Origin of the sequence: Streptomyces sp. NPDC008150 (assembly GCF_042956945.1) — a bacterium.
In the GTDB taxonomy this organism is placed as follows: domain Bacteria; phylum Actinomycetota; class Actinomycetes; order Streptomycetales; family Streptomycetaceae; genus Streptomyces.
The window spans coordinates 547,007-560,354 of record NZ_JBIBHJ010000001.1; the positions used below are offsets into that span (position 1 = coordinate 547,007).

6 protein-coding genes are annotated in these 13,348 nt (G+C 72.9%); 3 read left to right on the top strand and 3 right to left on the bottom strand.

The window, feature by feature from the left end; genetic code table 11:
• Position 1: 1 nt before the first annotated feature.
• The 3 genes from ACFZA0_RS02330 to ACFZA0_RS02340 form a co-directional block, all read right to left on the bottom strand.
• Positions 2–1,741 carry a CDP-alcohol phosphatidyltransferase gene (locus ACFZA0_RS02330; protein WP_391009890.1) on the bottom strand — a complete coding sequence of 580 codons (1,740 nt, stop codon included), beginning with the start codon at positions 1,739–1,741 and terminating at the stop codon, positions 2–4.
• A 1,594-nt stretch (positions 1,742–3,335) separates the two neighbouring features.
• Complete coding sequence (locus ACFZA0_RS02335; RefSeq protein ID WP_391009892.1) at positions 3,336–5,273, bottom strand: glycogen debranching N-terminal domain-containing protein; 1,938 nt, start codon at positions 5,271–5,273, stop codon at positions 3,336–3,338.
• 19 nt (positions 5,274–5,292) lie between these two features.
• On the bottom strand, positions 5,293–6,774 hold the full coding sequence (locus ACFZA0_RS02340) for an amylo-alpha-1,6-glucosidase (protein WP_391009895.1): 1,482 nt from the start codon (positions 6,772–6,774) through the stop codon (positions 5,293–5,295).
• Positions 6,775–6,893: 119 nt separating this feature from the next.
• On the opposite strand from ACFZA0_RS02340, the gene ACFZA0_RS02345 reads away from it, so the two are divergent.
• From ACFZA0_RS02345 to nhaA, 3 genes are all read left to right on the top strand, one after another.
• Positions 6,894–8,120 (top strand): ROK family protein, encoded by a 1,227-nt coding sequence (locus tag ACFZA0_RS02345; RefSeq protein ID WP_391009898.1) that lies wholly within the window; start codon positions 6,894–6,896, stop codon positions 8,118–8,120.
• A 406-nt stretch (positions 8,121–8,526) separates the two neighbouring features.
• Positions 8,527–11,283 (top strand): pyruvate, phosphate dikinase, encoded by a 2,757-nt coding sequence (gene ppdK, locus ACFZA0_RS02350; RefSeq protein ID WP_391009901.1) that lies wholly within the window; start codon positions 8,527–8,529, stop codon positions 11,281–11,283.
• 174 nt (positions 11,284–11,457) lie between these two features.
• Positions 11,458–13,323 carry a Na+/H+ antiporter NhaA gene (gene nhaA, locus ACFZA0_RS02355; RefSeq protein WP_391011788.1) on the top strand — a complete coding sequence of 622 codons (1,866 nt, stop codon included), beginning with the start codon at positions 11,458–11,460 and terminating at the stop codon, positions 13,321–13,323.
• Positions 13,324–13,348: the final 25 nt, after the last annotated feature.

A 13,348-nucleotide genomic window follows, 5' to 3' on the forward strand; every position in this document is an offset into this window, starting at 1 on the left:
CTCACTTCGTCCGCGACGGGTGCGGGGTCGAGCCGAAGGCCGTCAGGAACCGGTCGCGGAACGAACTCATCTTCCACACCGGCGCGTTGTGCGCCGGCTTCAGCCCGTCCGTCCAGTTCCACGACGAGACGGCGTCGAGCACCTTCGGGTCTTTGGCGACGATCGCGACCGGCACGTCCCGGTTGGCGTTCTCCCCGCTGACCCGGGCGATCGGCTGGTGGTCGCCGAGGAAGACGAGCACGGTGTCGTCGTCGCCGTACCGCTCCAGGAACTGGGTCAGGGCGGTCACCGAGTACGACACCGACTTGCCGTACTCCTGCTTGGAACGGGTGGAGTCGGTGACGATCGCCGACGGTTTCACCCCCGCGTCGGCGATGCTCCCGAACTCCGAGCCGTCGCCCAGGGTGTCCCAGTCGACCATCTTCGGAACGGGCGCCCAGGGCTGGTGACTTGACGTCAGGATGATCTCCGACATCAGCGGCTTGTCCTGCTTCTTGCCGTGCTCCAGCCGCTGGAACGCTTCGAGGGCGTACTGGTCGGGCATCGTCGACCAGCTGAACTTCGGTCCCTGGTAACCCATTTGGAAGGCGTTGTAGACCTTGTCGAGGCCGTAGTACTTCGCCTCGGGCCAGCCCTTCTGCACGCCCGGCATGATGCCGACGGTGTTCCAGTCGCCGGTCTTCTGGAACGCCTTGGTCAGCGAGAGGTGGTCGCTGGAGGTGACGGTGCGGTAGCGGTTCTGGTTGTCGATCCACAGGCCGGACATGAACGTCGAGTGCCCCAGCCAGCTGTTGCCCCCGTACGTCGCCGACGTCAGCCAGCCGCTCTTCGCGTGGAACCCGGCGGCAGCGAGCGCCGCCGTGCTGGTGTCGAGGGTGCTGTCGACGCCGGGTGCTATCACCGGGTCCTCGATCGCGCTGCGGCCGTAGCTCTCGATGAACGTGAAGATGACGTCCTTGCCGCGCAGGTCCGGCACGAGCTGGGCGGCGGGGGTGGCGCCGAACGCGTCCGACTTCGCCTCCTTCTGGAACGCCGCCTCGTCGTGCAGCGTGGTCCGCACCCGCCGCGCCTCGATCTTCAGCGCGTCGGTGGTGCGCTGCGCCGCGAACGGCACGCCCGACACCTGCACGCTGAGCGCGGTGCAGGTGATCCAGACGGTGGCCGCGACGAGGGTGCCGCGCAGGGCGGCACGGCGGTGGCCGGCCAGCAGCCCGGCCAGCCGGACCATCGCCAGGGCCAGCACCACGTGCAGCAGCACCACGAGCACGACGAGGCCGACGGTCAGCGCGAGGGTGACGGTCCCGCCGAACGAGTCCTTCAGGTACGACTGGGCGTCGTCCAGCAGCTCCCAGTCGAGGATCGGGTCGAACGCGCGGCCCAGGTACTCGTTGAACCCCATGTCGAGGAGGTTCAGCACGGTGGTGGAGGCGAGCGCGGTCCCGGCGAGGGCGGCCAGCGCGGTCCGCCAGCGGCGCGGCAGCCACGGCAGCACGACGGCCCCGACGACGGCCTCGGCGGGCAGCCGCAGGAACCGGTCCGCCTGAAGGGCGTGCACCTGGTTGGGCATCAGCAGCGCGACGAGCACGAGCACGGCGGCGAGCACGGTGGTCGTGACCCGCAGCACCCGGGACGCGGCCGGATGCGCCCGCCGCACCTCCCGCCACCGCACGACGGGTCCACGCCGGGAACCCGGAACAGCGGCTGCGGCGGCCGGAGTCGGGGCGCCGCCGTCACCGGCCACCGCGCGTGGGCCGGGTGCGTCGGCTTCGGCTTCGGCGACACGCTTGCCGGGTTCCGACTCCTCGGCGTTGCCGGTGAGTTGGTCGGGCGATGCTTCGGTGGCGGCCCGGTTCTCGGCGGCCGGTTTGGTCCCGGGTGCGCAGGTTCCGTTGGCTGCCTTGCTCGGTACCGGGTTTTCGCCGGGGTCGGTCGAGCCGCCCGGCGTCGGCCTGGCAGGGGCCGCCCGGGAGTTGAGCGCGTCGGCTTCGGGGGTATGCGTGCCGGGTTCCGACTCCTTGGCGGTGCCGGGGAGTTGGTCGGGTGACGTACCGGCGGCAGCCCCGTTCTCGGCGGCCGGCTTGGCCCCGGGTGCGCGGGTTCCGGTGGCCGCATTGTTCGGTACCGGGTTTTCGCCGGGGTCGGTCGAGTGGCCTGGCGTCGGCCTGGCAGGGGCCGCCGGGGACTTGAGCGCGTCGCCTTCGGCGGCATGCGTGCCGGGTTCCGACTCTCGGGCGGTGCTGGTGAGTTGGTCGGGCGATGCTTCGGTGGCGGTCCGGTTCTCGGCGGCCGGTTTGGTCCCGGGTGCGCGGGTTCCGTTGGTTGCCTTGCTCGGTACCGGGTTTTCGCCGGGGTCGGTTGAGTGGCCGGGCGTCGGCCGCCTGGCAGGGGCCGCCGGGGAGTTGAGCGCGTCGGCTTCGGGGGTATGCGTGCCGGGTTCCGACTCTCGGGCGGTGCTGGTGAGTTGGTCGGGCGATGCTTCGGTGGCGGTCCGGTTCTCGGCGGCCGGTTTGGTCCCGGGGGCGCGGGTTCCGTTGGCTGCCTTGCCCGGCGCGGGGTTTTCGTCTGCGCCGGTCGGCCGTGCCGGCGTCGGCCTGGCAGGGGCCGCCGGGGAGTTGAGCACGTCGGCTTCGGGGGTGACGCTGCCTGGTTCCGACTCCCGTGCGGCGTCGCGCACTTGATGATCCTGCTGCCCGGCGGCCGACCCTGTCGCGGACGCGTCGCTTTCCGTGGCCTTCCCGGCCTGTTCCGGGGGCTCGCCGTCGGTCGATCGGCCCGGCGGCGGCCCCGCCACGGTTTCCGTCCCGGCTTCGGCGCGGGCTCCGGCCGTGTCGGTCCTGTCCGCCGCCCCGGCGGACCGGGGCGAGCCGGGGGCGCCGTCCTGGCTCTCCCCGCCGGGTTCCGGTGCGGGCTCGGTGGCGGCCCCCGGTGCTTCGGCCGTGTCGGTCCCGTCCGCCGCCGTCCCCGCGGTGTCCCCGTCCGCCGGGTCCGCCAACTCCCCTCCTGTCGCAGGGTCGTTCACCCCGGTCCCCTCCGGTGCGTCGGGCGGTGCCGGTGCGGCTGCCGCGGGGTGCGCCGGCTGGCGCAAGCGTGCGATGGCGGTGAAGACGGACACCCGAAGGTCCTCCCGTACGAAGCCCGGTGAGCGGCGGAGCCGGTACGTCACCGTTCCGCCGCACTCCCGTACGGGCTGCCCGTGGGCCGTGTTCAGCGCAAGGCCCCCAGCGCTCGGCAAACACCGGGCAAACGCCTCGTCAAAGGCGGCCGGGGCCGGACCCGTCGGGGTCCGGCCCCGGCGCGACACCTGCCAAGTACCGTGCGGCGCACCGCCGTTGACGTCAACCGCCGCCGACGGCCGTGAGCAGCGCGAGCGGTGCCGCCGCCGAGCGGGACTCCCGTACGCACGCGTGCGGGTACGGGACCGGCTCCGCGTGGCTGTCGCGGCCGTAACCGGCGAGGACCTCGGGGAGGCGGTGACCGGTCGCCGTCGCCGCGTCGACCAGCGCGTGGGCGACCGAGCGTGCCTCGTCGTGCAGGCCGTAGCGGGCAAGGCCCAGGGTGATCAGGGCGTTGTCGTGCGGCCAGACCGAACCGCGGTGGTACGACAGCGGGTGGTAGGCGGCCTGGCCGGAGGCCAGCGTGCGGACGCCCCAGCCGGAGAAGAAGTCCGGCTCGACCAGCCGCCGGCCGACGACCTCGCCGTACTCCTTGTCCAGCAGCCCCGACCACAGCAGGTGCCCCGCGTCGGAGGCGAGCGCGTCGACCTGGCGGCCGTCGCCGTCCAGCGCGAGCGCGGGGAAGCCGTGCCGGCGCATCCAGAAGTCCTGCTGGAAACGGTCGCGCAGGTCGGCCGCCGCCTGTTCGAGGAGCGCCGCGTACACCTCGTCGTCCCAGACGGTGCGCGCGAGGTGCGCGGTGCGGCGCAGCGCGTCGTACGCGTAGCCCTGGGCCCCCGCCGCCGTCACCGGGCCGCTCGCGCGGGTGCCGTCGGCCCAGCAGATGGCGCCGGGGGAGTCCTTCCAGTTCTGGTTCGCGAGGCCCCCGTGGTCCGAGCGGTAGACGAGGTAGCCGAGCGAGGTCAGTCCGCCGTGGTCGAGCATCCAGCCCATCGCCGCACGGGCGTTGGGCTCCAGACGGCGGGCGAGGTCCGTGTCCCCGGTCTGCTCGACGTACGCGTCGAGCAGCACCAGGAAGAGCGGGGTGGCGTCCACCGAGCCGTAGTAACGCCCGTACGGGACCTGCCCGAAGTGGGCCAGCTCGCCGTGCCGCACCTCGTGCACGATCTTGCCGGGCTGCGCGGCCGACTCGGGGCCGACCTCCGTGGCCTGGGCGGCGGCGAGCGCGGAGAGGGTGGCGGCGGCGAGGCCGGCCCGGTAGGGCAGCGCGAACAGCGAGGTGAGCAGGGCGTCGCGGCCCAGCAGGGTGAGGAACCAGGGCGCGCCGGCCGCCGGGACGCGGACCTCCTCCCCGTCCACGCCGGGTGCGGGCACCTGGAGGGCGGCGAGGTCGGCGAGGCCGCGCTCGCAGGCGGCGGCCAGTTCGGGCCAGCCGGTGGGGAGGGCCACGCCCTCCGTGAACTCGCCTTCGAGGGACCGGAGTTGCTCGGTCGCCTCGGCGGGGGAGGCGGGCACCCGCGGGGCCGTCCCGAGGCCGTGCGGGCGGGCCACCACGCGCAGGGCCAGTTCGGCGGCGCCCTGCGGGGCGAGGTCGAGGGTCCACACCAGACGCCGGGCGCCGGTCCCGGTCTCCTCCACACCGTCCGGGGCGGGCTCGGAGGTGACGGTGGTACCGGACCGCCACTCGCCGCGCCGGTAGCCGAACTCCACGCCCTCGTCGGTGACTTGACGGGAGCGGACGGCGCCGGTCTTGCTGTACGTGCGGTGGTCGGAGCGCAGCTCGAACTGGTCGGCGAAGTCGGCGTCCACGGTGAGCGCGAGCCGGACCGTGGTCGGCGTCGGACGGTTGCTGGTGACGCGCAGCGACTCGACGAACGTGCCGTCCCCGACCGCCTGTTCGCGGAAGAGGGTGTACGCGGGCGGCTCCTGGCGGCCGCCCCGGGGCACCAGCACGCACCGCGCGGTGTCCCCCTCGGTGACGGGCGTCAGCGCCTCGGGCACCCCGCCGTCGACGGTGAGCTGCCAGCGGCTCAGGTGCCGCGCGTCGCGTACGAACAGCCCGTCCGGGAAGGCGGCCCCGCGTGCCCCGCCGATGTCGCCGCCGTCTCCCACGGCCGCGAACGTCCCCCCGTGCACGAGCAGATGATGCCGCTCCGTCATCCCCGGTCCCCTCCCCTTCTCACTTTCCGGTCTTGTCGAACGTGCCGTCGCCCACGGGGGACACACCGTGTCCGAGGGGCTGGTGGAGCAGGTCGAGCGTGAGCGCGGCGGTCCAGCTGAAGCCGGTCGCGCCGCATCCCTCGCCGGTGTACGGATCGACGTACTCGGCGAAGTCGGTGGCGTCCGCGGTGTCCAGCGCCGCGTCGCGCAGCGCGTCCGCCCTGCCCGTCTCGCCGTGCGCGCGCAGCCCCTGCTCCAGCAGCCAGGCGGTGTTGAACCAGGCGGGCCCGCGCCAGTAGCGGTGCGGGTCGAAGGCCTCGCCGAGCAGGTCGTAGCTGGGGGCGAGGCGGGTGGTGCGGCCGAGCCCGAAGTGCGGTCCCGTCAGGGTGCGGACGAGGGCGGCGGCGATGTCGCGCGGCAGGCCGGGCAGCATCAGCGGGACCAGGCCGGCGACCGACCGCTCCGGCACGAGCCCCCCGCCGCGCACGTCCCGGCACCGGAACATGCCCGCGGCCGGGTCCCACAGCCGCTCGACCAGGGCGGCGGTCAGCCGCTCGGCCCGCTCGTGCCGTCCGGTGCCCGCGGCGCCCAACTCCCGTGCGATACGGGCGAGTGCGTGCTCGGAGGCGATGAGCAGGGCGTTGAACAGCGGGTCCTCGACCGCGAACCCGCCCGCCCCGTCCGCGTATCCGCCGTCGCGGTAGTCCGTCGCGAGGCGGACGTAGCGTCCGTAGTCCAGGTCGGTGGGCCGGTCCTCGGCGGCGCCGTGGTCGAGGTCGGCACGGCGGAAGTCGCGGGCCGGCACGGGGGAGATGCGGGCCAACGGGGCGTCCCAGCAAGGGCTGTTGTCCATGCCCTGCTCCCAGGGGTGGACCACCGAGGCCAGGCCCCCGCCGCCGAGGTCGCGGCGGTGCAGCAGATAGCGGTGCCAGGCGGCGAGGCGCGGGTAGACGCGCGCCAGGAAGCCGCGGGCCCGCGAGAGGCCGGGGTCGGAGCAGTGCACCAGCCAGGCCGCGAGCGCGTGCACCGGTGGCTGCACGATGCCGGAGGTCTGTACGGTGCGCGGGGCGCCCGCGGCGCGCCCGGCGGTCGAGGACCGCCAGAAGTCGGGGCTCGGGAAGTAGGCGTCGAGCGGCACGGAGGGGTTGAAGACGATGTGCGGGACGCGCCCGTCCGCCCACTGGGCCGCGAGCAGGGTCTCCAGTTCCGTCTGGGCCCGCAGCGGCGACAGGTGGCGCAGCCCGATCGCGATGAACGCGGAGTCCCACGACCACTGGTGGGGGTACAGGCCGTGCGACGGCACGGTCGACGTTCCCGTCCAGTTGCCCTCCAGCACCCGGGACGCCCTGATGTGCAGCGACCCCGGGACGGCGCCCGGATCGTATGCAATGGGGACGGGTCCGCCGGCCTGCCCCTCGCCGGGGAACGGCGGCGGGGCCGAGGTGCGCACGAGTTCCGTGTGCTCCGTGCGGCGGGCGGTGAGGCGGGTTGTGCGGTCCACTCAGAGCTCCCGGGGGACGTCCGGCCGACCAGTTCGGCAGTGGCTACCGTAGGGTTACGTCTATTTAACACGCAAAACTCAATATGTAATGCAGGGTTGAGAAACACAAGGGGGTGCGCATGACCGGACGGCCCGGCAGGACCGGCAACGGCAGGAGCACGCACCAGGCGAGCGCCGGTGAGCTGCTCGAACTGGTCCGCAGCGGACGGGCGACCACGCGCGGCGCCCTCCAGCAGGTGACCGGACTCTCACGCGCCACCGTGGGGCAGCGCCTGGAGCGGCTGTTCCGCGCGGGCTGGCTGCGCGAGGGGGCGGGCGGCCCGGTGGACTCGCCGCTCGGCGGACGCCCCGCCATCACGCTGGAGTTCGACGACGCCCACGCGATCGTGTTCGCCGCGGACCTGGACACCCGGCACGCCCGCGCGGCCGTCCTCACCCTGACCGGCGAGATCCTGGCCGAGCGCTCCGGCGGACTGGCCGTCGAGGACGGCCCGGAGGCGGTCCTCGGCGAACTCGCCGGGTGGCTCGCCGACCTGCTGGAGCAGTCGGGGCACCGGGCCGCCGAGGTGTGCGGGATCGGTCTCGCGGTGCCCGGCCCCGTCGACAGCGACACCGGCCGGGTGGTGCAGCCGCCGATCATGCCGGGCTGGCACGGCTACGACATAAGGGGCCGCCTCGCTCGGGCCTTCACCGAGCACACCGGCGCACCGCCCGTACCGGTCCTGGTGGACAACGACGCCAACCTCATGGCCTACGGGGAGCAGCGCACCGGCTACCCGGACTGCTCCGCCTTCGTCCTCGTGAAGGTGTCCACCGGCATCGGCGCGGGCGTCGTGGTCGACGGCGCCCTCTACCGGGGCGTCGACGGCGGCGCGGGCGACCTCGGGCACATCCGGGTGGGCGCCGACGCCGTGTGCCGGTGCGGCTCGCGCGGCTGCCTCGCGGCCGTGGCCAGCGGCGGCGCGGTCGCCCGCCGGCTGGCGGAGGCCGGAGTGCCGGCGGCGTCCGGCTCCGACGTGCGCGCGCTGCTCGCGGAGGGCCACCCCGAGGCGGCGGCGTTCGCCCGGGACGCGGGGCGGCTGGTCGGCGACGTCCTGGCGACCGTCGTGACGCTGCTCAACCCCGGTGTCCTGATGATCGCGGGCGACCTGGCCGGGACCCCGTTCCTCACCGGCGTGCGGGAGCTTCTCTACCAGCGGGCGCTGCCGCGCTCCACGGCCCACCTCGACGTGGTGACCGCGCGGCTGGGGGAGCGGGCCGGGCTGGTCGGGGCGGGGGCCATGGTCGTCGAGTACCTCTACGCGCCCGAGCGCGCCGAGGAGCGCCTGCTGGCCCTCGGTGTGTGACAGCCGTGTTTTGCCGGTGTGTACCGGTCCGCATGGTGAAATCCGCGTCCACCGGCAGGCGTGATTCTCGCCACGCTTGATAGGGGTTCCGCTCGGATGAGCGGATCAAGAACGACTGCACTTCTCCAAGGGGTGGCACTCAGTGCCACCCCTTGATCGTTCATCGATCGAACTCAGGCGTGTCGCAGGCCGCTCATGTGAGCGTTTGGCTGGGTCTACGGGCGTCGATCCGTTCAAGAGGTGAACGCTTCGGGCGTGATCGCCTCGCCGTGCCGTGACTTTAGATCCGCTGGCGGACGGCTGGTTACGGGCGCATGACACGCAAGTGGACGTACCCAGGAGCCTTCGATCTGGGTATGTTCCTGGCCGTCAGGGCAGCCACCCGCGTCCCGAGGAGTCGAGACCCGTGTCGGAAAACAAAGATCCCCAGGTAGCTCAGCGGGACGAGAGCGTTGAGGCCGTGAAGTCCACGAAGTTCGTCTACGACTTCACCGAGGGGAACAAGGATCTGAAGGATCTCCTCGGCGGCAAGGGTGCCAACCTCGCCGAGATGACCAATCTGGGCCTTCCCGTCCCGCCCGGCTTCACCATCACCACCGATGCCTGCAAGGTCTACCTCGACAGCGGCACCGAGCCCGCGGCACTGCGTGACGAGGTGAGCGCCCATCTCGACGCCCTCGAAGCCCGCATGGGCAAGAAGCTCGGCCAGGCCGACGACCCGCTGCTCGTCTCCGTCCGCTCCGGCGCCAAGTTCTCGATGCCTGGGATGATGGACACCGTCCTCAACATCGGCCTCTCCGACAGGTCCGTGCGGGGACTCGCCGAGCAGGCCGGCGACGAGCGCTTCGCCTGGGACTCCTACCGGCGCCTCATCCAGATGTTCGGCAAGACCGTCCTGGACGTCGACGGCGACCTCTTCGAGGAGGCGCTGGAGAAGGCCAAGGAGTCCAAGAAGGTCGCGGACGACACCGAACTCGACGCCGCCGACCTGAAGAAGCTGGTCACCCGCTTCAAGCGGATCGTCAAGTCCGAGGCCGGACGCGACTTCCCGCAGGACCCGCGCGAGCAGATGGACCTCGCCATCCACGCGGTCTTCGACTCCTGGAACACCGACCGCGCCAAGCTCTACCGCCGCCAGGAACGCATCCCGCACGACCTCGGCACCGCCGTCAACGTCTGCTCGATGGTCTTCGGCAACCTCGGCCCCGACTCCGGCACCGGCGTCGCCTTCACCCGCGACCCCGCCTCCGGCCACCAGGGCGTCTACGGCGACTACCTCCAGAACGCGCAGGGCGAGGACGTCGTCGCCGGCATCCGCAACACCGTGCCGCTCGCCGAGCTGGAGAACATCGACAGGACGTCGTACGAGCAGCTCATGGCGATCATGGCGACGCTGGAGAACCACTACAAGGACCTGTGCGACATCGAGTTCACCATCGAGCGCGGTCACCTGTGGATGCTCCAGACCCGCGTCGGCAAGCGCACCGCCGGCGCCGCCTTCCGCATCGCCACGCAACTCGTCGACCAGGGCCTCATCGACGAGGCGGAGGCCCTCCAGCGCGTCACCGGCGCCCAGTTGGCGCAGCTGATGTTCCCGCGCTTCGACGAGCAGGCGAAGGTCGCGCAGGTCGGCCGGGGCATCGCCGCCTCGCCCGGCGCGGCCGTCGGCAAGGCCGTGTTCGACTCGTACACCGCGGTGAAGTGGTCCCGCTCCGGCGAGAAGGTCATCCTCGTGCGCCGCGAGACCAACCCCGACGACCTCGACGGCATGATCGCCGCCGAGGGCATCCTCACCTCGCGCGGCGGCAAGACCTCCCACGCGGCCGTCGTCGCGCGCGGCATGGGCAAGACCTGTGTCTGCGGTGCCGAGGAGCTGGAGGTCGACACCAAGCGGCGCCGGATGACCGTGCCCGGCGGGCACGTCGTGGAGGAGGGCGACCTGCTCTCCATCGACGGCTCCTCCGGCAAGGTCTACCTCGGCGAGGTACCGGTCGTGCCGTCCCCGGTCGTCGAGTACTTCGAGGGCCGCATGCACGCGGGCGCCGACGACGCCGACGAACTCGTCGAGGCCGTGCACCGGATCATGGCGTTCGCCGACCGCAAGCGCCGGCTGCGCGTGCGCGCCAACGCCGACAACGCCGAGGACGCGCTGCGCGCCCGCCGCTTCGGCGCCCAGGGCATCGGCCTGTGCCGCACCGAGCACATGTTCCTCGGCGACCGCCGCGAACTCGTCGAACGGCTGATCCTCGCCGACACCGACGACGAGCGCGAGGAGTCACTCAAGCAGCTGCTGCCGCTCCAGAAGCGGGACTTCATCGAGCTGTTCGAGGCGATGGACGGCCTCCCGGTCACCGTGCGGCTGCTCGACCCGCCGCTGCACGAGTTCCTGCCCGACATCACCGAACTGTCGGTGCGCGTCGCCCTCGCCGAGTCCCGCCAGGACTCCCACGAGAACGACCTGCGCCTGCTCCAGGCCGTCCACCGGCTGCACGAGCAGAACCCGATGCTGGGCCTGCGCGGCGTGCGCCTGGGCCTGGTCATCCCGGGCCTGTTCACCATGCAGGTACGGGCGATCGCCGAGGCCGCCGCCGAACGCCGGGCCGCCAAGGGCGACCCCCGCGCGGAGATCATGATCCCGCTCGTCGGCACCGTGCAGGAGCTGGAGATCGTCCGCGAGGAGGCCGACCAGGTCATCGCCGAGGTCGAGGCCGCCACCGGCACGAAGCTGAAGCTCGCCATCGGCACGATGATCGAACTGCCGCGCGCCGCTCTGACGGCCGGGCAGATCGCCGAGGCCGCGCAGTTCTTCTCGTTCGGCACCAACGACCTCACCCAGACGGTCTGGGGCTTCAGCCGCGACGACGTCGAGGCCAGCTTCTTCACCGCGTACCTGGAGAAGGGCATCTTCGGCGTCTCCCCGTTCGAGACGATCGACCGCGACGGCGTCGGCGCCCTGGTGCGGTCCGCCGCCGAGGCCGGCCGCGCCACCCGCCCCGACCTCAAGCTCGGCGTCTGCGGCGAGCACGGCGGCGACCCCGAGTCCGTGCACTTCTTCCACGAGGTCGGGCTCGACTACGTCTCCTGCTCCCCGTTCCGCATCCCGGTCGCCCGCCTGGAGGCGGGCCGGGCCGCGTCCGCGTCGCAGGGCAGCGACCACCGGTAGGCACCGCCACCGGGCAGGCACCCGGGACCGCGGCCGCGTCAACCCCGACCCTCACCGACGCGGCGGCGGACCCGGTCAGCGGGAGGGGCGGCACCCTTGTGCGGGGGTGCCGCCCCTCTTCGCGCGTCCCGCCCGGTGATAATCGCCCCTGTGAGCGACAGCGACGCGGCAGCGATGGACGGTACGTCGTCGAGCGAGGGGACGGACCGCTGGCGCAGCTTCGTCCGCACCGAGACCGGCAGCGCCACCCTGCTGCTCGCCGCCGTCGTGGTGGCGCTGATCTGGGCCAACGCCGGAGCGGGCTCGTACGACGCGGTGTGGGGCACGCGGCTGTCCTTCCGCCTCGGCTCCCACGGGATCTCGCTCACCCTGCACGAGTGGATCAACTCGGGCCTGATGAGCCTGTTCTTCTTCGTCGTCGGCCTGGAGGCACGGCGCGAGTTCGACATGGGCGAACTGCGCGACCGGCGCTGGGTGCTGCTCAGCGCGATCGCCGGCCTCAGCAGCATGGTCGTACCGGCCCTCGTCTACTGGGGCTTCAACGCGGGCCGCACCACCGCGCACGGCTGGGGCGTCGCCATGTCCACGGACACCGCGTTCGCGCTCGGCATCCTCGCCCTGTTCGGCTCCCGGCTGCCCGCCTCGCTGCGCGCCTTCATGCTGTCGGTCTCCGTCGTCGACGACCTCGTCGCGCTGCTCGTCATCGCCGTCTTCTACAGCGACGACATCCACCTCGTCCCGCTGCTGGTCGCGATCGGCGTCCTCCTCCTGATCGTCTGCCTGCGGCTGTCCGGGGTGCGGCACGGCCGGTACTGCGCGGTCCTGTCGGTGGTGGTCTGGCTCGCCCTGCACGAGGCGGGCGTCGACCCGGTCGTCACCGGGCTCGCGGTGGGCGCCCTGGTGATCGCCTACCCGGCGGCGCGCGGCGACCTGGAGCGGGCCAGCGGCCTGTTCCGCGACTTCCGCGAACAGCCCACGCCGGAACTCCAGCGCTCGGCGGTCCAGGGGCTGGCCGCGGCCATCTCGCCCAACGAGCGCCTTGAACAGATGTTCCTGCCGTGGGTGAGCTTCGGCATCGTGCCCCTGTTCGCCCTGGCCAACGCGGGCATCCCGCTCGACGCGCACACCCTCTCGGACGCCTTCACCTCGCCCGTCACCCTCGGCATCGTGGCCGGCTGCCTCGCGGGCAAGGTGATCGGCATCGTCGGCTCCATGGCGGCCGCGCAGAAGCTCACCGGCGGCCGGCTGCGCCCCAACGTCGGCTGGGGCGCGGTCACCGCAGGCGGCGCGATCGCCGGGGCCGCGTTCACGGTGTCGCTGCTGATCGCCGCGCTGGCGTTCGACGGCCCGGAGCTGGACCAGGCCCGCATCGGCGTCCTGGCCACGCTGATCGGCGCGTTCCTCGTCAGCCAGGCGGTGACCGCCGCCGTCGGCCTGCTGTCCCCGGCCCGCCGCACCCGCGCCCTGCTGGGCAGCGCGGAGCCGCTCACCGACCTCGCCGTCGCCGTCGACCCCCGGCACGACCGCGTCCGGGGGCCGGCGGACGCGCCGGTCACCGTCGTCGAGTACGGCGACTTCGAGTGCCCGTACTGCGGCCTCGCGGAGCCGGTCGTACGGGACCTGCTCGGCACCGAGACGGACGTCCGCTACGTCTGGCGCCACCTGCCGCTCACCGACGTCCACCCGCGCGCCCAACTGGCCGCGGAGGCGGCCGAGGCGGCGGCCGAGCAGGACATGTTCTGGGAGATGCACGACCTGCTCCTCACCCGCCAGGACGCCCTCACCCCCACCGACCTCCTGCGCTACGCCGGCGAACTCGGCCTGGACGTACCGGCCTTCCGCCGCGACCTGTTCCGGCACCGGGGCGCGCGCCGCATCGCGGAGGACGTCGACTCGGCGGACCTCAGCAGCGTCTCGGGCACCCCGACGTTCTTCGTCAACGGCCGCCGCCACCACGGGGCGTACGACGTCGCGTCCCTGTCGGAGGCGGTGGAACAGGCGCGGCAGCGGGCACTGGTCACGGCGCCGGGACGGGACTGAGGGAAGCGGCCCGCGGACCCGCCTC

Coding starts and splice junctions, on each gene's coding strand:
- ACFZA0_RS02335 (WP_391009892.1), bottom strand. CDS start 5,273: ATGACGGAGCGGCATCATCTGCTCGTGCACGGGGGGACGTTCGCGGCC.
- nhaA (WP_391011788.1), top strand. CDS start 11,458: ATGGACGGTACGTCGTCGAGCGAGGGGACGGACCGCTGGCGCAGCTTC.
- ACFZA0_RS02345 (WP_391009898.1), top strand. CDS start 6,894: ATGACCGGACGGCCCGGCAGGACCGGCAACGGCAGGAGCACGCACCAG.